At 61.4% G+C, this 19,035-nt stretch carries 18 protein-coding genes; 6 read left to right on the top strand and 12 right to left on the bottom strand.

From position 1 onward, the window contains the following. Window positions 1–7: 7 nt before the first annotated feature. The 5 genes from ACX3YF_RS23650 to ACX3YF_RS23670 all read right to left on the bottom strand — a co-directional run bounded on the left by ACX3YF_RS23650 (window position 8) and on the right by ACX3YF_RS23670 (window position 6,692). Window positions 8–616: a LysE family translocator gene (locus ACX3YF_RS23650; protein ID WP_458974410.1), complete on the bottom strand. Its 609-nt coding sequence runs from the start codon at window positions 614–616 to the stop codon at window positions 8–10. Window positions 617–669: 53 nt separating this feature from the next. Next, the gene (locus ACX3YF_RS23655; protein WP_458945127.1) at window positions 670–1,509 is read right to left on the bottom strand and encodes an AraC family ligand binding domain-containing protein; all 840 of its coding nucleotides are present in this window, start codon (window positions 1,507–1,509) and stop codon (window positions 670–672) included. Between the two features lie 77 nt (window positions 1,510–1,586). Then, entirely contained in the window at window positions 1,587–2,228 is a 642-nt protein-coding gene (locus ACX3YF_RS23660; protein ID WP_130210304.1) for a DUF1345 domain-containing protein, read from the bottom strand. Window positions 2,229–2,420: 192 nt separating this feature from the next. Continuing rightward, window positions 2,421–5,519 carry an efflux RND transporter permease subunit gene (locus ACX3YF_RS23665; protein ID WP_130210306.1) on the bottom strand — a complete coding sequence of 1,033 codons (3,099 nt, stop codon included), beginning with the start codon at window positions 5,517–5,519 and terminating at the stop codon, window positions 2,421–2,423. 15 nt (window positions 5,520–5,534) lie between these two features. Continuing rightward, complete coding sequence (locus ACX3YF_RS23670) at window positions 5,535–6,692, bottom strand: efflux RND transporter periplasmic adaptor subunit (protein ID WP_130210308.1); 1,158 nt, start codon at window positions 6,690–6,692, stop codon at window positions 5,535–5,537. Window positions 6,693–6,969: 277 nt separating this feature from the next. On the opposite strand from ACX3YF_RS23670, the gene ACX3YF_RS23675 reads away from it, so the two are divergent. Beyond that, window positions 6,970–7,671 carry a response regulator gene (locus ACX3YF_RS23675; RefSeq protein WP_198132589.1) on the top strand — a complete coding sequence of 234 codons (702 nt, stop codon included), beginning with the start codon at window positions 6,970–6,972 and terminating at the stop codon, window positions 7,669–7,671. A 4-nt stretch (window positions 7,672–7,675) separates the two neighbouring features. After that, entirely contained in the window at window positions 7,676–8,974 is a 1,299-nt protein-coding gene (locus ACX3YF_RS23680) for an ATP-binding protein (protein ID WP_130210312.1), read from the top strand. Between the two features lie 89 nt (window positions 8,975–9,063). Here the strand turns inward: ACX3YF_RS23680 and ACX3YF_RS23685 are convergent, their stop codons facing one another. The 3 genes from ACX3YF_RS23685 to ACX3YF_RS23695 all read right to left on the bottom strand — a co-directional run bounded on the left by ACX3YF_RS23685 (window position 9,064) and on the right by ACX3YF_RS23695 (window position 10,907). After that, window positions 9,064–9,825 (bottom strand): anti-sigma factor family protein, encoded by a 762-nt coding sequence (locus ACX3YF_RS23685; protein WP_458974411.1) that lies wholly within the window; start codon window positions 9,823–9,825, stop codon window positions 9,064–9,066. Then, window positions 9,822–10,307: an RNA polymerase sigma factor gene (locus tag ACX3YF_RS23690; protein ID WP_458974865.1), complete on the bottom strand. Its 486-nt coding sequence runs from the start codon at window positions 10,305–10,307 to the stop codon at window positions 9,822–9,824. Before ACX3YF_RS23690 ends, ACX3YF_RS23685 begins: the two co-directional genes overlap by 4 nt. Window positions 10,308–10,373: 66 nt before the next feature. Next, complete coding sequence (locus ACX3YF_RS23695; protein ID WP_130210318.1) at window positions 10,374–10,907, bottom strand: tetratricopeptide repeat protein; 534 nt, start codon at window positions 10,905–10,907, stop codon at window positions 10,374–10,376. Window positions 10,908–11,180: 273 nt separating this feature from the next. Here ACX3YF_RS23695 and ACX3YF_RS23700 point away from each other — a divergent pair, with 273 nt between their 5' ends. Then, window positions 11,181–11,993 carry a crotonase/enoyl-CoA hydratase family protein gene (locus ACX3YF_RS23700; protein WP_458974412.1) on the top strand — a complete coding sequence of 271 codons (813 nt, stop codon included), beginning with the start codon at window positions 11,181–11,183 and terminating at the stop codon, window positions 11,991–11,993. A 7-nt stretch (window positions 11,994–12,000) separates the two neighbouring features. Continuing rightward, the gene (gene nudC, locus ACX3YF_RS23705) at window positions 12,001–12,831 is read left to right on the top strand and encodes an NAD(+) diphosphatase (protein ID WP_196585657.1); all 831 of its coding nucleotides are present in this window, start codon (window positions 12,001–12,003) and stop codon (window positions 12,829–12,831) included. Here nudC and ACX3YF_RS23710 read toward each other — a convergent pair. Continuing rightward, the gene (locus tag ACX3YF_RS23710; protein WP_047529357.1) at window positions 12,799–13,578 is read right to left on the bottom strand and encodes a TSUP family transporter; all 780 of its coding nucleotides are present in this window, start codon (window positions 13,576–13,578) and stop codon (window positions 12,799–12,801) included. The two genes, nudC and ACX3YF_RS23710, sit on opposite strands and share 33 nt — an antisense overlap. A 111-nt stretch (window positions 13,579–13,689) precedes the next feature. Beyond that, window positions 13,690–14,928 carry an acyl-CoA dehydrogenase family protein gene (locus tag ACX3YF_RS23715; RefSeq protein ID WP_458974413.1) on the bottom strand — a complete coding sequence of 413 codons (1,239 nt, stop codon included), beginning with the start codon at window positions 14,926–14,928 and terminating at the stop codon, window positions 13,690–13,692. A gap of 334 nt (window positions 14,929–15,262) precedes the next feature. Here ACX3YF_RS23715 and sfnG point away from each other — a divergent pair, with 334 nt between their 5' ends. Further along, window positions 15,263–16,357, top strand: a complete 1,095-nt coding sequence (gene sfnG / locus ACX3YF_RS23720; protein ID WP_196585656.1) for a dimethylsulfone monooxygenase SfnG — start codon at window positions 15,263–15,265, stop codon at window positions 16,355–16,357. A 52-nt stretch (window positions 16,358–16,409) separates the two neighbouring features. Here the strand turns inward: sfnG and ACX3YF_RS23725 are convergent, their stop codons facing one another. Both ACX3YF_RS23725 and ACX3YF_RS23730 read right to left on the bottom strand, forming a co-directional pair. After that, a complete protein-coding gene (locus tag ACX3YF_RS23725; protein ID WP_047529351.1) occupies window positions 16,410–16,886 on the bottom strand; it encodes a nuclear transport factor 2 family protein in 477 nt (158 codons plus the stop codon). Window positions 16,887–16,942: 56 nt separating this feature from the next. Then, the gene (locus ACX3YF_RS23730; RefSeq protein ID WP_130210328.1) at window positions 16,943–17,506 is read right to left on the bottom strand and encodes a TetR/AcrR family transcriptional regulator; all 564 of its coding nucleotides are present in this window, start codon (window positions 17,504–17,506) and stop codon (window positions 16,943–16,945) included. A gap of 170 nt (window positions 17,507–17,676) precedes the next feature. Between ACX3YF_RS23730 and pssA the strand changes: the two genes are divergently transcribed. Then, window positions 17,677–19,020 carry a CDP-diacylglycerol--serine O-phosphatidyltransferase gene (pssA, locus tag ACX3YF_RS23735; protein WP_458974414.1) on the top strand — a complete coding sequence of 448 codons (1,344 nt, stop codon included), beginning with the start codon at window positions 17,677–17,679 and terminating at the stop codon, window positions 19,018–19,020. Window positions 19,021–19,035 lie beyond the last annotated feature (15 nt).

Genomic DNA, 19,035 nt, shown 5'->3' on the forward strand with positions numbered 1-19,035 from the left:
GTGGAGCTCACGCCAGTACGCTCAACCACGCCGAACCCAGCAGCAACAGGGCCATGCCGCGGTTGAAGCGTTGCATGGCCGTTGCCGAATGCAACCAGCGCGAGGACGCGGCACCGAGCAGCGCCCAGGCGCCCAGGCATGGCACCGAAATCACAAAGAACGCCAGGGACAGGTAGAGCACATGGACCAGTCGATTTTCGCCCACCCCGGCAAACACACTGACCACCGCCAGCGCCATCATCCAGGTTTTCGGGTTGATCCATTGCAGGCCGGCGGCGCCCCACAATCCGAGTCGGGCGTCTTTGGCCTGAGTGCCGATGGCTTCGGCGGGGGCGCTAAAAATCTGCCACCCCAGATAGCTCAGCCACGCTACACCGACCCATTGCATGACGGTTTGCATGACCGGCCAGGCTGTCGACGCAGAGCCGGCCCCGGAACCCACCAGCAGCACAAGGATCGCAGCGCTGGCGCAGGCACCCAGGATGATCGGAATGGCCGCCATCACGCCGAACCGGGCACTGTTGCTCAACACCAGAATGTTGGTCGGTCCGGGGGTGATCGAGGCCACAAAGGCGAATAGCAGGAAGGGCAGCAACGTCGGGAAAGAGGACAGCATCGCAAGCAAACTCCGGTGAAGATCAGTGAAGTCGATCTTCACAAGCGCGGCGCTTAACTGTCTGGAAGATTTGAGCAACGCTTGCGGTACAGCGCCGGTGTCAGGCCATAGGCGCGGACGAACCAGCGGCCGAGATGGCTTTGATCGGCAAAGCCCAGGGTCATCGCCACTGCCGCCGGTTGTTCGCCCCGCGCCAGCATTCGTCGGGCCGAAGCCAGGCGCAATTGCACCAGATAGGCATGGGGCGCGATGCCATAAGCGGCCTTGAAGGCACGGGTCAGGCGAAAACGGTCGACGCCGGTGGCGGCGGCCAATTGGTCGAGGCCGATGTCGTATTGAGCGTTGGCGTGCAGGTACTCTCGCGCCCGCTGGGCCACTCGAGGCAGGCGTGGGTCTTCGCCACAGCGCACACGCCAGTGCAGATGGCTGGTCAGGCGTTCGAGCAAGTCGGCGAGAGCGGTTTGCCGGACGATCTTGAGCTCGCCGTGGTGCAGGGTTTCGAACGCCAGGCTGGTCGCGCGGGCCAGCCGCGAATCGTTGGCCAGCGTATTGGCGAAACTCAATGCACTGTGGTCTGGCGCGCTGTCGAACACGGCGCCGAGTTCTTGCTGCAACCACTGCGGGTCGAGGTAGAGCATGCGGTAGGTGAAACCGTCAGCGGTCGGGGCTTCGCCGTCATGGATATCCCCCGGTTCGAGCAAGAACACTTTGCCCGGGGTGCTTTGATGCCTGGCGCGACGGCAGTTGAACTGCTGCACGCCTTGCTCGGTGACGCCCACCAGATAGCTGTCATGCCAGTGCGGGTCGTAGGCGTGGCCTTGGAAATGCGCGCGCAGGGTCTCGATGCCGGTGTCGGCATCCTTGGACAGGTCGATCCAGTTATGAGACGTCATGCTGCACCTGAGGGACATATTGCCGAACGATTTAACACTTGCGCCGGGCTCGATGCCTAGAACGTTTGTGCAGCTTGTCAGTTGAAGAGCCCGGCGGCGATATTGATCGAAAACCCGAGAATCGCCGTATTGAACAGAAAACCGATCAGCGACTGCGCCAGTACGATCTTGCGCAAGTCACGGGTCGCCACGCCGACATCGGACGTCTGCACCGCCACACCGATGGTGAACGAGAAGTACAGGAAGTCCCAGTAATTGGGCGTGGTCAAACCCTCTGCAAAGCGCAATGCCGGCTCCTTGCCTTGCCAGGTGTAATAAAGCCGCGCGTAATGCACGCTGAAAATCACCCCGATCAGCAGCCAGGAACCCAGCACGGTCAATGCGGTGAAGCCGTAATGCAGGAGCTTTCGGGTGGTTTCCAGGTCCTTGCTGCCGGCCAGTTCGAAGGTGATGGTCGCCAGGCTGGCAATCGCCGCAATGCACACCACGAACAGCACCAGTCCGGCGTTTTCGTCTTCCATGTCGGCAATGCGTTTCACATCCGCCGCTTTGGAGCGTACGACGATCCAGGACATCAGGATCAGGTAAGTCCAGACCCCGGCATTCCAGCCGATGAGTATTTTGGTGATGATCGAATCGGCCGGAACCAGAATGCCCGCCGCGATGCCGAGCGTCATGCCGGCGGAGAGGCGGGGGTGGGTGTGGGTGAGGAAGGACATGAGCACTCAAGAGGTCGGGGTATTGCCAACACCTTAGCCCAGGGCGGTCGGTTGTGACCACAATCCTCAAATCATGAAGCCACTTGTGGGAGCGAGCTTGCTCGCGATGAGGCCATCACATTCAACTACCCGGTTGACTGTCACACCGCTATCGCGAGCAGGCTCGCTCCCACAAGTCATCGACTGTATTGGTCAGATGATTTTGTGGCGTTTACGCACCAGCTTCATCACCACCACAAAAAACACCGGCACGAACACCACGGCCAGGGTCGCGGTGATCATCCCGCCAATCACCCCGGTACCGATGGCCTGCTGGCTCGCGGAGCTGGCCCCGGTGGCAATCGCCAGCGGCACCACGCCAAGGATGAACGCCAGTGAGGTCATGACGATCGGCCGCAGTCGCAGGCGCGCCGCTTGCAAGGTGGCGTCGATCAGGTCATGACCTTCGTCGTACAGGCTCTTGGCGAACTCGATGATCAGGATCGCGTTTTTCGCCGACAGGCCGATGATGGTGATCAGCCCGACCTTGAAGAACACATCGTTGGGCATGCCGCGCAAGGTCACCGCCAGCACCGCGCCGAGCACGCCCAGTGGCACCACCAGCAGCACCGAGGTCGGGATCGACCAGCTCTCGTACAGCGCCGCCAGGCACAGGAACACGATCAGCAAGGACAAACCGAGCAGGATCGGCGCCTGGCTGCCGGAAAGACGTTCCTGCAACGACAATCCGGTCCATTCCTGGCCCAATCCCGCCGGGCCCAACGCGACCAGCCGTTCGATCTCCGCCATGGCTTCACCCGTGCTGTGACCGGGTTTCGGTTCGCCGGAAATCGCAATCGCCGGGTAGCCGTTGTAGCGGGTCAACTGCGCCGGGCCCTGGGTCCATTTGGCCTGGACGAACGCCGACAGCGGCACCATGTCGCCTGCGTTGTTGCGCACGTGAATCTTCAGCAGATCGTCGACCTGACTGCGTTGGTCGCCTTCAGCCTGCACCACCACCCGTTGCATCCGTCCCTGATTGGGGAAGTCGTTGATATAAGTCGAGCCCACGGCGGTGGACAGCACGCTGCCAATGTCGGCAAAGGACACGCCCAGGGCATTTGCCTGTTTGCGGTCGACGACCAGTTGCACTTGCGGCGCTTCCGCCAGGGCGCTTTCGCGCACGTTCATCAGGATTGGACTTTTCTCGGCGGCGGCCAGCAATTCAGTACGGGCGCGCATCAGCGTGGCGTGACCGAGGCCACCGCGATCCTGCAAGCGGAACTCGAAGCCGCTGGAGGTGCCGAGGCCGTCGACCGGCGGCGGCAGCACCGCAAAGGCCATGGCGTCCTTGATCTGGCTGAGGGCGATGTTGGCGCGGTCGGCAATCGAACTGGCCGAGTCGTCGCTGCCGCGTTCGGACCAGTCTTTCAAGGTGGTAAACGCCAACGCCGCGTTCTGCCCGCTGCCGGAGAAACTGAAGCCCAGAATCACTGTGCTGTCGCCGACGCCCGGCTCGGTGGCGTTGTGCGCTTCGATCTGCTCGACCACTTGCACGGTGCGATGCTTGCTCGCGCCCGGTGGCAGTTGAATGTCGGTGATGGTGTAACCCTGGTCTTCCACCGGCAGGAACGAGGAGGGCAAACGACTGAAGCAAACCCCCAGGCCGATCAGCAGCACGCCGTAGATCAACAGGTAACGGCCGCTGCGCTTCAACGCATAGGCGACCCAACCCTGATAACGGTCCGTGAGTCGCTCGAAACGGCGGTTGAACCAGCCAAAGAAGCCACGTTTTTCGTGATGCTCACCCTGGGCAATCGGCTTCAACAGCGTCGCGCACAGCGCCGGGGTCAGGGTCAGCGCGAGGAACGCCGAGAACAGGATTGAAGTGGCCATCGACAGCGAGAACTGGCGGTAAATCACCCCGACCGAGCCCTGCATGAACGCCATCGGAATGAACACTGCGACCAGCACCAGGGTGATGCCAATGATCGCGCCGGTGATCTGCTTCATCGCCTTGCGCGTCGCTTCCTTGGGCGACAGGCCTTCAGTGGCCATGATTCGCTCGACGTTCTCCACCACCACAATCGCGTCGTCCACCAGAATGCCGATGGCCAGCACCATGCCGAACATGGTCAGCACGTTGATCGAGAACCCCAGCGCCAACATGGTCGCAAAGGTGCCCATCAGCGCCACCGGCACCACCAGCGTCGGAATCAGCGTATAGCGGATGTTCTGCAGGAACAGGAACATCACCGCGAACACCAGCAGCATTGCTTCGCCCAGGGTGTAGACCACTTTGGTGATCGAGACTTTGACGAACGGCGACGTGTCGTACGGGATCTTGTATTGCACCCCGGCCGGGAAGTAGCGCGACAGTTCATCCATCTTCGCCCGCACCAGCGTCGCGGTGCTCAGGGCGTTGGCGCCGGGCGAGAGTTGCACGCCGACGGCGGTCGACGGCTTGCCGTTCAGGCGCGTGGAAAACTGATAGTCCTGGCTGCCGATCTCGACCCTGGCGACATCGCCGATGCGCACGGTGGAGCCATCGGGATTGGCCTTGAGCACGATGTCGGCGAATTCCTCGGGCGTCGACAGTTGCCCCTTGACCAGAATGGTCGCGGTGATTTCCTGGGTGCCGCGGCTCGGCAAATCGCCGATGCTGCCTGCCGATACCTGGGCGTTTTGCGCCACGATGGCGGCATTGACGTCGGCGGGCGTGAGGTTGAAACCGAGCAGTTTCTGCGGGTCGATCCAGATACGCATCGCCCGTTCGGCACCGTACAGCTGTGCCTTGCCGACGCCGTCCAGACGCTTGATCTCGTTCATCACGTTGCGCGCCAGGTAATCGCTGAGCGCCACATCGTCGAGCTTGCCGTCACTGGAGGTCAGGGTGATCAACAGCAGGAACCCGGCGGAGACTTTCTCCACCTGCAAGCCTTGCTGGGTCACCGCTTGCGGCAGGCGCGATTCCACGACTTTCAAGCGATTCTGCACATCCACCTGGGCCATTTCCGGATTTGTGCCGGGCTGGAACGTCGCCTTGATCGTGGCACTGCCCAGACTGCTTTGCGATTCGAAATACAGCAGGTGGTCGGTGCCATTGAGTTCTTCCTCGATCAGGCTGACCACGCTCTCGTCCACGGTCTGCGCCGAAGCGCCGGGGTACACGGCATAGATTTCGATCTGCGGCGGCGCGACGTCGGGGTACTGCGCCACCGGCAACTGTGGAATGGCCAGGGCCCCGGCCAGCAGGATGAATAACGCGACCACCCAGGCAAACACCGGGCGGTCGATAAAGAACTGCGGCATAAACAAGCGTCCTGCTTACTGGCCAGAAACCTGGGCGATTGGAAGAGGGGTGTCGTCGATCTGCACTTTCTCGCCGGGGCGGGCGTGTTGCAGGCCTTCGATGACTATGCGGTCGCCGGGTTTGAGGCCACCGGTGACGACCCAGCGATCGTTCTGCACCGGGCCCAGTTCGACCGGTTGCAGGCCGACCCGCTGCTGGTCATCGAGCAACAGCACCTGCGCCACCCCGGCGCTGTCACGCTGGATGGCCCGTTGCGGCACGCTGATGCCTTGCTGATTGATCGCTTGCTCGAGACGCACGCGCACGAAACTGCCCGGCAGCAGGTCGAGATCCGGGTTGGGGAATTCGCTGCGCAGAATGATCTGCCCGGTGCCTGGATCGACCGTGATATCGCTGAACAGCAGTTTGCCCGGCAACGGATACAGACTGCCGTCGTCCTGGATCAGCGTGGCCTTGGCCTGTCCTTGCCCCACTTCTTTCAACTGACCGGAGCGGAACGCCCGGCGCAGGTCGTTGAGTTCGCGGGTCGACTGGGTGAGGTCGGCGTGGATCGGATTCAGTTGCTGAATCAGTGCCAGAGGCGTGGTTTCGTTCTGCCCCACCAGCGCGCCTTCGGTGACCAGCGCGCGACCGACGCGCCCGGAGATCGGTGCGGTGACGGTGGCGTAACCCAGGTTGAGGGTTGCCCGGTCCACCGCCGCTTTGTTGGCCGCAACATCGGCCGCCGTTTGCCGCACGGCGGCCCGCGCATTGTCGTAGTCCTGCCCGCTGATGGCCTTGTCGTCGATCAACTGGGCGTAGCGCTGCTCTTGCAGTCTGGCTTGATACGCATTGGCCTCGGCCTTGCGCAACGCGGCCTCGGCGCTTTCCAGGTCGGCCTTGAATGGGGCCGGATCGATGCGAAACAGCACATCGCCTTTCTTCACGTCGCTGCCTTCGCGGAAGGTGCGTTGCAACACCACGCCGGCCACCCGGGCCCGCACTTCGGCGATGCGTGGCGCCACGATCCGCCCGCTCAGCTCGCTGCTGATCGACAGGGGGCGGGCTTCGATGGTTTCGATGCGAACGGTGGCCAACGGCGCCTCTTCCTCGGCGTTGGTGGACTTGTCGCAGGCGCTGAGCGTCAACGCCAGCGCTACAAGACTGAGCCTGGCAAGCAGATGTTTAGACATGAATGACCCCAATAATGACCCCCAGCATCCTACTGGGCGTCGGCGAGGGTAGCGGTGAAGCTTTGTAGGCGCTGTGTGAAATTGTGTAAGGGTTTTACTCAGGTGTGCGTGTGGGCGTATATCCTGCAGGCCTTGATTTCATTTGCGCTTGGTCGACCGCCATCGCGAGCAGGCTCGCTCCCACAGGGGATTTGTGAACGCTACAGATCAAATGTGGGAGCGAGCCAGCTCGCGATAGCTGTCTATCAAGCGCCACAGCACTTTCTGGAACACCCCCATGCCCAACATCCTCCTGGTCGAAGACGACACCGCACTCGCCGAGCTGATTGCCAGCTACCTGGAACGCAACGGCTACTCCGTCAGCGTGATCAGTCGCGGTGATCATGTGCGCGAGCGGGCGCGGCTCAATCCGCCGGACCTGGTGATCCTCGACCTGATGCTGCCGGGGCTCGACGGCCTGCAAGTGTGCCGCCTGTTGCGCGCCGATTCGGCGAGCCTGCCGATCCTGATGCTCACCGCCCGCGACGACAGTCACGATCAGGTGCTGGGCCTGGAAATGGGCGCTGACGACTACGTCACCAAACCCTGCGAGCCTCGCGTATTGCTGGCCCGGGTGCGCACCTTGCTGCGGCGCAGCAGCCTCAGCGAACCGCAGACCGCCAATGACCGCATCCTCATGGGCAACCTGTGCATTGACCTGTCCGAACGCACCGTGACCTGGCGCGAGCAATTGGTCGAACTGTCCAGCGGCGAATACAACCTGCTGGTGGTGCTGGCCCGGCATGCCGGCGAAGTACTGAGCCGCGACCAGATTCTGCAACGGCTGCGCGGCATCGAGTTCAACGGCACCGACCGTTCGGTGGACGTGGCGATCTCCAAGCTGCGACGCAAGTTCGACGACCACGCGGGCGAAGCGCGCAAGATCAAGACCGTGTGGGGCAAGGGCTACCTGTTCAGCCGTTCCGAGTGGGAATACTGAGCCGATGTTCAGAATCCTCTTTCGCCTGTACCTGGTGACCATTGTCTCGTTCAGCGCCGCCATTTATCTGGTGCCGGACCTGGTGATCAAGGTCTTCCACGAGCGCTTTGTCAGCTACAACCTCGATTATTCCCGAGGGCTCCAAACCCTCATGGTCAAGCAGTTCAAAGCGGTTCCGGTCGAACGGTGGCCAACCCTGGCGGCCGAAATGGACGAGGATTTCCGACCGCTGCACATCGTACTCAGCGCGATCGACGATCCCGGTTTGTCCCTCGACGAGCAGCAACGTTTGCAGCGCGGTGAAAACGTGGTGCGTATCGGCGACTGGGGTTGGCGCACCCTGGCGGTGGCGCCACTGAATGAGCGCACCGTGGTGCAAATGGTGGTGCCACCGGATCCGCTGGACGTCAACCTGCTGTACTGGAGCATCAACGTGCTGATCGGCGCGACCATGCTTGCGTGCCTGTTGCTGTGGCTGCGTCCGCACTGGCGTGACCTGGAGCGGCTCAAACGTGCGGCAGAACGCTTCGGCAAGGGCCACTTGAGCGAGCGCACGCAGATTGCGGCCAGTTCCAACATCGGCAGTCTGGCGAACGTCTTCGACACCATGGCCGGCGATATCGAAAACCTGCTGAATCAGCAGCGGGACCTGCTCAACGCGGTGTCCCATGAATTGCGTACGCCGTTGACGCGACTGGATTTCGGCCTGGCCCTGGCCCTGTCCGACGACCTGCCGGCCACCAGCCGCGAACGTCTGCAAGGGCTGGTCGACCACATCCGCGAACTCGATGAACTGGTGCTTGAACTGCTGTCCTACAGCCGCTTGCAGAATCCGGCGCGGGTGCCGGAGCAGGTCGAAGTGTCGCTGGATGAATTCATCGACAGCATTCTGGGCAGTGTGGATGAAGAACAATCACCGGACATTGTCATCGACGTGTTGCTCCATGGTCAGCTCGAACGCTTCAGCCTCGACCCGCGCCTGACCGCCCGTGCCCTGCAGAACCTGCTGCGCAACGCCATGCGCTACTGTGAAAAACGCATCCAGATTGGCGTGCAGGTGTGTCCCCAAGGCTGTGAGATCTGGGTCGACGATGACGGCATCGGCATTCCGGATGATCAACGTGAACGGATTTTCGAGCCGTTCTATCGGCTGGATCGCAGTCGTGACCGCGCCACGGGCGGGTTTGGCCTGGGGCTGGCGATCAGTCGTCGGGCACTGGAGGCGCAGGGCGGTACCTTGACCGTCGAAGCATCGCCGCTGGGCGGGGCGCGATTCCGCTTGTGGTTGCCGACGCCGGCGTGACACTGCATACCTGTCAAAGTTTTTACGACGGCTGCGCCGCCGAGCGGGAGCGAGCTGCCTCGCCACATTGATTCGTGCATACCAGAGGGTCAGGCGTTCAATCGACTGCGCAGCGTCGTGGCCATCGCCTCCAGTTCTGGCGCCGGGTTATGGCCGATCAGCATCCAGGCGTGATGCATGTCCGACCAATAGACAATGTTCAACCCGTGCCGACGCTCCCGGGCGACATGTCGGCTGCCGCTGCTGGAAAGGGTGATGCACAGCGCCAGCGGGCCATGGACCGGGTCGAGGTAGGTGATCTGGGCGATCGGCACGTCATCGTATTCAAGGATTTGTGCGCGCTTGAATTCGACCCGGGGCAAGCTCAACTGCGTGGGTACGAGTTTAAGGCCCAGATGTTCATCGAGGGTCTGCAATTGCGCGCGTTGAGTGCTTTCATCGCTGGGCAAATGGTCCAGGGTCTGCGGCACGTAGAGCGCCATATAGTCGGCCACCAGCCCGCGCCAGTTGCTGGTTTGTTGACTTTCCTGCCAGCCCAGGAACAGCCGGTCCGCCAGCACGCCACCGGCCACCAGCCCGGCCGCTGCCGCCAGGAACCCGCGACGGCTGAGCGGTGGACGGGCCGGCGAGGGAAGGGTGTCGAGCATGGCTTGCAGGCGATCCACGGGGGCCTGCCGATTCAGTTGATTGAACGCTTCCTTGAACGGCAGGCTGCTGCGATTCAACCATTGCAGGCGCAGTCCGATCATCGGATCTTCGGCAATGGCCGCGTCGATGCGTGCCCGCTGTTCGGTATCGAGCTGGTCATCCAGATAGGCCACCAGTTGCTCATCCGAGAGTTTCGCGTTCATCGACGTTCTCCGCTGGAAGGGGTCGGCACCGATTGCAACGGCGGGTATTCGGCGAGTTTCACCCGGGCCGCTGCCAGGCGACTCATGACCGTGCCGATGGGGACTTGCAACACTTCGGCGACCTCGCGATAGGACAGACCCTCGACATAGGCCAGAAACACCGTTTCCCGTTGCGCCTCGGGCAGCGCATCGACGCGGCGAATGACCTGCGACGCCAGCACATGGGTTTGCGCCGCCTGTTCTCCATCAAACGACAACGCATCGTCGGTATCGACTGTGCCTTGCCCCTGACGCACCCGCCGGGCGCGCACTTCGTTGATCCAGATCGAATGCAGGATGCTCATCAGCCAGCGGTCCATCCGAGTCCCCGGTTCGTATTGCCCGGCCCGTTCCAGCGCGCGCACGCAAGTGGCCTGCACCAGGTCTTCGGCGACATGCCGTTGTCGGGACAACAGCAGGCCGTAGCGCCATAAACGCGCCAGGTGCTGGCTCAGCTCTGCCCGTATTGCCTGATCGCTGGCGATGGCGACCTCCGTCCGTTCGGGATGTCAGGTTTTCGATGAATCGTGGATGGCTTCAGACAGGTCCTGGTATTCCTCGCAGGAAGTGTTGCCGCAAATCGACTTGATCTGTTGCAACTGTTCCTGGGCCAGGTCCAGCCGGCCTTTGACCACATAGGCTTCGCCGAGGTACTCGCGGACCCTCGCGTACTGCGGGTCGAGTTTGACCGATTGCAGGTAGTAACCGATACCTTCGTCAGTGCGCCCCAGTTTACGCGTGGCATAGCCGCGATAGTTTAACGCCTTGGCAGTGTTGGGGTCTTTGAGCGTATCGAGCAACGCCAGCGCTTCTTCATAGCGATTGTCCTTGGCCAATTGATAAGCGTAATCGGTACGGTCGGCATCAGACACCGCTTTACTGGTCTGCAGGACGCATTTTTGCGTTTTTTTATCTAAAACCTGGCCTCGAGGGCATTCGGGCTTGGCGGGGGCGTCTTCATCGCCGTGGGCCAGCGCCAGGGAACTGGTAAGCGCGGTGGCAATCAACAGCGGTGCGATGAAAACTGAAAAACGGCTATTCATGGACAATGCTCCACAGGAATCAGGGCCGGGACATCGAACAGGCCGAAAACGTCGAAATGTTCTGCAGGTACCCGTCAAAAGGTAAACACCGCAGCGGGACAATTATTCATTTCGTTCCGGGATTCTTTGCAGGGAACGCTCAAATCGAGGGGGGTATGCTTGATCGGGCGATCGTCGAGAAGTCCCGCTTTTGGCCGAACCGCTGCCTTACTGCCCACCGCAGTGCCTTGTTATAGTTCGGGCCTCTTTTTTGCCCGCTAAAGGATCACTGGCATGTCCCAATACACAGCATTCAACGTCGAACTGGTCGATAAAATCGCCCATGTGCAGATCAACCGCCCGGAAAAGGTCAACTCGATGAATGCTGCGTTCTGGAGCGAAATCGTCGAGATCTTCCAGTGGATCGACGACACCGACGAGGTGCGGGTGGTGGTCCTCAGTGGTGCCGGCAAACATTTTTCGTCGGGCATCGACCTGATGATGCTGGCGGGCGTGGCCAATGAACTGGGCAAGGACGTCGGGCGCAACGCGCGCCTGCTGCGACGCAAGATTCTCAACCTGCAAGCGTCGTTCAATGCCGTCGACAACTGCCGCAAACCGGTACTGGCCGCCATTCAAGGCTACTGCCTGGGCGGTGCGATTGACCTGATCGCCGCTTGCGACATGCGTTACGCCGCCGAAGATGCGCAATTCTCGATCAAGGAAATCGACATCGGCATGGCCGCTGACGTCGGCACGCTGCAACGCTTGCCGCGGATCATCGGTGACGGCATGCTGCGCGAACTGGCTTACACTGGTCGCACCTTTGGTGCCGAAGAGGCGCGGAGCATGGGCCTGGTCAATCGCGTTTACAGCGACAACGCCAGCCTGCTTGATGGCGTGATGGGCATTGCCCGCGAGATCGCCGGCAAGTCGCCGATTGCCGTTACCGGCACCAAGGAAATGATCAGCTACATGCGCGATCACCGCATCGATGATGGCCTGGAATACGTCGCCACCTGGAACGCCGCCATGTTGCAATCCACTGACTTGCGCGTGGCCATGGCCGCCCATATGAGCAAACAGAAACCCGAATTTCTGGATTGATTGAAAAATGACTTCACGCTGGACCACTGCAGTACTGGACACCGATCAACCCGGCGGCTGGGCCGTGGCGCGCAGCCCCGAAGGCTTTCTGTTCGATGACAATGGCGCGCTGTTCCCCCGTGAATGGCTCAAGCGCCAGGACCTGGCGATTCTGGCCGAGCATGGCATCGGTCATCTCGAGGGCGAGCCGGTGTATCTGCTGGAATTACGCAGCCACAGCGAAGTCCCGGGCTGTCAGTGGAAAGGCTTGCGGGCTTTCATGCTCGAAGGCGATCACACGGTGTACAAGGTGCTCGCGTACGCCGCACAGATCGGCACCTGGGCCCGTGAGCACCGCTTTTGCGGTAATTGCGGGCAAGCCATGAATCAGGTGCCGCGCGAACGGGCGATGTATTGCCAGCCCTGCGATCTGCGCAGCTATCCACGGATCTCGCCGAGCATGATCGTGCTGGTGACCCGTGGCGACGAAATCCTGCTGGCGCGTTCGCCACGGTTTGTCAGCGGGGTCTACAGCACGCTGGCGGGCTTTGCCGAACCGGGTGAGTCCGCCGAGGATTGCCTGATTCGCGAGGTCCGCGAAGAGGTGCGGATCGAGGTCAGGAACATCCAGTACATGGGCAGCCAGTGCTGGCCGTTCCCGCATTCGATGATGCTCGGCTTCCATGCTGAATACGCTGGCGGCGAGATCGTCTGCCAGGAAGACGAGATCGAAGACGCCCAGTGGTTCAACGTGCACGAGCTGCCGCCGTTGCCGGCGTCACGCTCGATAGCCCGTTACCTGATCGACGTCTACGTGGCGCGGCGGTTAGGCCACGCTGAACCAGTGTTGCCAGGCTAGGCGCACGGTCAGGCCCAACACCACGGTGATGAACACCGGACGAATGAATTTCGCGCCGCCACTGATGGCGGTGCGAGCGCCGAAGAAGGCGCCGACCATCAATGACGAGCCCATGCTCAAGCCGATGACCCAGTCCACCTGACCGGAAAAAATGAAGATCGACAGCGCCGCCGCGTTGCTGACGAAGTTCATGCTGCGCGCCACGCCGCTGGCTTTCACCAGGTCGATGGGGTAGAGCAGCAGGCTGCTGACAGTCCAGAACGCCCCGGTGCCGGGACCGGCCACACCATCATAGAAGCCGAGGCTGAAGCCTTGGGTCGATTGCCAGGTTTTCTTGATCGGTGCGTCGCTGTCCAGCGGGGCTTTCGGCGTTCCGCCAAACAACAGATAGACACCGCAGGCAAAGACGATCACTGGGAGCATCTTGTTCAGCCATTCGGCCGGCAGGTAGTGGGCAACCACGGCACCGCTCAGGGCGCCAACCAGCGTGCCGACGATGGCGTGAGTCCACTGCCTGGGATGGAACAGCTTGCGGCGGTAGAAGGTAAAGCTGGCGGTGGCGGAGCCGAAGGTCGAGCTGAGCTTGTTGGTGCCCAGGACCAGGTGCGGTGGCAGGCCGGCGGTCAGCAAGGCCGGGGTGGTCAACAGGCCACCACCGCCGGCAATGGCGTCGATGAAGCCGGCTACAAAGGCGACAAGGGCGAGAATGGCGAGGGTGGTGAGGTCAACGCTGAGTTCGAAAGGCATGGAATCGGCTTATTCGGCGAGGTGCCAAAGGTGGAATGCGGGGAGGGCTCACATCTTACCCACATCCACCTTTGGCGGCGACCCGACGAAGGCGTCAGCCCTGGCGGCACATCATTTAAGCTGCGGCCCGTTGCCGATCTGCCACACAAACGGTGGCTCGGTTCCGTTGATCGTCCAATCCCCGACAATCCGTGCCTTGTAGATCAGCGGATTATGCGACGACACGGTCCGCGCATTGCGCCAATGCCGGTCGAGCGATTTGCCCTGGCGAATATCCGAAGCCCCCAACGCATTGAACAGCTCGGTGGTCGCCCGCTGGATCAGCTCCGTGACCACCACTTGCGCTTTCGCCGATTCGATTTCCGCGGCCACATTCGCTGCGGTTTCCCGTTCGTCGTCACCGGCGAAACGCGCCAGGTAGGCCTCCTGCGCCGGTAGCGCGGCTCTCAGGGCGCTGGCTTCGGCGGCATACACCCACGCGGCAATATTGCCGACCACTTGCTGGACCTGCGGGTCATCGCTGACACGTTGTGCGTTGCCATGGCTGTAGATGCGCTGGCGTTCGCGCACGTGACGCGAAACATCACGCAATGCCGCACGGCCGATGCCCGCCAGTGTGGCCAGGAGCACGAGCTGATAGAACGCAGTCTGGTATTTGAAGCGGGTCGCGAAGTCGATGACGTTCTCGGCGTCCACCACGGCATCGACAAAGCGCGATGTTCCGCTGCCGGTGGTGCGTTGGCCGAAGCCATCCCAGTCGTCGCTCTGCACGATGCCCGGCTGGCGCGTGCGCACGGCGGCAATGACGTCGCCACCGGTGTCGCTGCGCTGGGCGTAGACGTCAATCCAGTCGGAGAACAGGCTGCCAGTGCTGTAGAACTTCTCACCGTTGAGCCGCCATTGATCGCCATGGGGCGTGACTTTGGTCACGACATCGCCAACCTCGACGGCACCGATTTCAGTCCAGGCGCAACCGACGATGTCGCCCTCGACGAAGCGTTTGAACCAGACATCTCGCGACGGGCCGTATGGGGCGTTGAGACGATCCTCGACAAAGGCGAAGTGGCCGCGCAGTGCCTGGGGAACGTTGGAGTCGGCTTCGGCCAGTTCGATCAGCAGCTCGAACAACTGCGGCACCGAAGCACCACCGCCGCCGTATTCAATCGGCACCCGCACTGCGCCGAATCCGGCGTCCTTGAGCCATTGAATCGGCTCATAGGGCAGGGTGCGCGACTGTTCGCGTTCGAGGGCGCCGTCGGCAATGCGCTGGAAAATCGGCCGGTACTTCGCGGCGAGGGTTTGATAGTCGGCGCCGGTGGACAGCGGTGTGATTACCTGGTGTTCGGTCATGGGACAACTCCTTGGCTGGGCAGAAACAGCGTTGCGTTTGCCAAGGGGGATTGCAGGGTCCATGCCGGACCCGTTCTGTGCGGATTTACTGGGCGCCCTTGAGTTTGCGGTGGTTTCAACTGTTGTCAGGCCAACAGTGCATCAGCAAATTGTCCGGTGAGGCGGTTTTGTGGCGAGGGAGCTTGCTCGCGCTTGAGTGCGCAGCGCTCATTAAAATTTGGGGCCGCTGCGCAGCCCGGCGGGACCAGGCTCCCGAGCCACAGTGCTGACTTCCGGGCTGGCACGCTTGCTGCTCATGCCTCAGGACAAACCCTAATGTCCCGAGGAAACGCCAATGAGTCAGCAAGCCGTGAAATTTGCCTACTGGGTGCCGAACGTCAGCGGTGGGCTGGTGGTCAGCAAGATCGAACAACGTACCCACTGGGGTATCGACTACAACCGCAAGCTGGCACAGCTGGCAGAAGAAGCGGGGTTTGAATATGCCCTGACACAGATTCGTTTCACCGCCGGTTACGGCGCCGAGTACCAGCATGAATCGGTCGCCTTCAGCCATGCACTGCTGGCGGCAACGACCAGGCTCAAAGTCATCGCCGCGATCCTGCCGGGCCCTTGGCAACCGGCGCTGGCGGCCAAGCAACTGGCTACCATCGATCAACTCACCAATGGCCGGGTGGCGATCAATGTCGTCAGCGGCTGGTTCAAGGGCGAGTTCCAGGCCATCGGCGAACACTGGCTGGAACACGATGAGCGCTATCGCCGCTCCGAAGAGTTCATCCGATCACTCAAAGGCATCTGGACCCAGGACAACTTCACCTTTCGCGGCGACTTCTACCGCTTCGATAACTACAGCCTCAAACCCAAACCCCTGGGGCGCCCGGAAATCTTCCAGGGTGGCAGCTCCCGTGCCGCGCGGGACATGGCCGCGCGGGTGTCGGACTGGTATTTCACCAACGGCAACACCCCGGAAGGCATCAAGGCCCAGGTCGATGACATTCGCGCCAAGGCGGCGGCGAACAATCATTCAGTCAAGATCGGGGTGAACGCGTTCGTGATCGCCCGCGATACCGAAGAGGAGGCGCGGGAAGTGCTGGCACAGATCATCGATCAGGCCGACCCGGAGGCGGTGAATGCCTTTGGCGACGCGGCGAAACAAGCCGGCCGGGCATCGCCGGAGGGCGAGGGCAACTGGGCGAAATCGACGTTTGAGGATCTGGTGCAATACAACGATGGTTTCAAGACCAATCTGATCGGCACGCCACAACAGATCGCCGAGCGAATCGTGGCGCTCAAAGCGGTGGGCGTGGATCTGGTATTGGCGGGGTTTCTGCACTTTCAAGAAGAAGTGGAGTATTTCGGCCAGCGGGTATTGCCACTGGTAAGGGCCTTGGAGGCCGAAGCGTTGTCCCGGCAGACCGCAGCGGTCGCCTGAGCACCTCAACCCCGGCAGGTACTGGCTTGCCAGTGCCTGCCAGGGGCCAGTGTTACAAGCCCAGGTCGGACAAGCCCGGGTGATCATCCGGGCGGCGGCCCAGCGGCCAGCGGAACTTGCGCTCGCTTTCCTTGATCGGCAGGTCGTTGATGCAGGCGAAGCGCCGGGCCATCAGGCCGTCTTCATTGAACTCCCAGTTTTCGTTGCCGTAGGAACGGAACCAGTTGCCCGAATCGTCGTGCCATTCATAGGCATAACGCACAGCGATGCGGTTGTCAGTGAACGCCCAGAGTTCCTTGATCAGGCGATAGTCCAGTTCCTTGGCCCATTTACGGGTCAGGAAGGCTTTGGCCTCTTCGCGGTTGTGGGCGAACTCGGCGCGGTTTCGCCATTGGGTGTCCAGGGTATAGGCCAGCGACACACGCTGCGGATCGCGGGAGTTCCAGCCGTCTTCGGCCAGGCGGACCTTTTCGATGGCGGATTCACGGGTAAAGGGCGGCAATGGCGGACGAACTTCAGCGTTAGACATTGGATATCTCCGTATCAAATGAACGTTCAACAACGTTGTCGGTCTTGATCAAGCAGTTACAGCGCCAATAACTTGCGTGCCACACATTGCGCATGATCGGCGGCACTGTAGTCACCCATGACAAGTGCGACGGTAATGGCCCCGTCAATCAGGATCAGCAACTGCTTGGCCAGCGTCTGCGGATCTTCGGCGCCATGTTCGGTACACAGCTCGCACACGTAGTCGAGCAGCTTCTGTTTGTGGTCTTTGGCGACCAGGCGAACAGGGTCTTGCGGATCACCGGTTTCGCCGCTGGTATTGATGAACGCGCAACCGCGAAAGCCTTCGGAACAGAACCAGGACTTGAGCACGGTAAACAGATTGAGCAACCGGTCTGCCGGGGTTTCGGCCTGGTCGACCGCGCTCCTGTACCAGTGCATCCAGCGTTGATCCCGGCGTTGCAGGGCCGCGACTGTCAGCGCCTCCTTGTTGGCGAAGTAGCGGTAGACGCTCTTTCTGGAGACGCCGGCGGTCTTCACCAGAAGATCCATGCCCGTGGCGGCGATGCCACTTTTGTAGATCAGCTTTTCGGTGACGTCCAGAATGATGTCGCGTGTGTCGTTGTTTGTGATTTCGTTCATGGAACGAACAGTAGAACGATCGTTCTCCTTGGTCAATTACTATTTTTGCCAGTCATGAAATGGCCATCGCTGGCTGGCCTTCGATGACGTCAGGACAGACAGCCACAAGACCCGAACCGATCCATGGTGTAAGCTCTCAACCTCTTTGGATTCGACCCACTGCGAGCCCTATGCCGTCGCTTTTCAAACGCTCTCTGCTGCCCAAACTGCGCAGTTTTCCGCTGACCGCCGATGCCGTCACCTTCCTCTCTGGCGCTGCCGAGTTCCGCCGTTGCCTGCTGGAGAAAATCGCCAGTGCAACCCGGCGCATTTATATCGTTGCGCTGTACCTGCAACAGGACGAGGCCGGCCAGGAAATTCTCGATGCCTTGCACGCTGCCAAACGGGCGCGTCCGGAACTGGACGTGGTGGTCGTCGTCGACTGGTTGCGCGCCCAGCGCGGCCTGATCGGTGCCGGCAAGCAACCGGGCAACTCGGCCTGGTATCAGGAAATGACCCGCACCCACGCCAGCGAAGTGCCGGTGTATGGCGTGCCCGTGCAGACCCGCGAACTGTTCGGTGTCCTGCATCTGAAGGGTTTCGTGATCGATGATTGCGTGATCTACAGCGGCGCGAGCCTGAACAACGTCTACCTGCACAAGTTCGACAAGTACCGCTACGACCGTTATCACCTGTTGCAGAACCGTGACCTGGCCGATTCGATGCAGCATCTGGTTCAACACGGCCTGGTGGCTTCCAAGGCCGTGCATCGCCTGGATCTGCCGAACCTGCCGACCACCCGCAGCCTGCGCAATGACATCGGCGACCTGCGCAGCCGACTCAAGCACGCGGCGTACGACACGACACAGGGCACCACGGACAAGACCGGCCTGTCGGTCAGCCCCTTACTCGGCGTCGGCAAGAACAACCCTTTGAACCGGGTGATTTGCGAACTGATCGCCAGCGCCCAGCAGCAACTGACCATCTGCACGCCCTATTTCAATCTGCCATTGGCGGTGATTCGGGAGGTTAACCGGGCATTGGCGCGTGGGGTGAAGATCGACATCGTGGTCGGCGACAAGACCGCCAACGACTTCTATATCCCGCCGAGCGAGCCGTTCAAGGTGATTTCGGCGCTGCCGTACCTTTACGAAATCAGCCTGCGCCGGTTCGCCAAGCGCCATCAACGCAACATCGACAGTGGCCAGTTGAACCTGCACCTGTGGCTGGACGGCGATAACACCTATCACCTCAAGGGCATGTGGATCGACCAGCGCTACACCTTGCTGACCGGCAACAACCTCAACCCTCGGGCGTTTCGTCTCGATCTGGAAAACGGCTTGCTGATCGATGATCCGAAAGGCGAGTTGCAGGCACTGCGGCGCACGGAACTGGCGCAGATTTTCCAGCACACCCGGCGTATCGAGCGCTTCCAGGACCTGCAAACCTTGCCGGACTACCCCTCGGGAGTGGCGAAGTTTCTCAAGCGTGTGAGCCGGGTGCGTATTGAGCGCTTGCTCTACCGAATCCTCTAAAAACGGTAGCGCGGC

The sequence above is a fragment of the Pseudomonas fluorescens group sp. PF-69 genome (genome assembly GCF_054481235.1).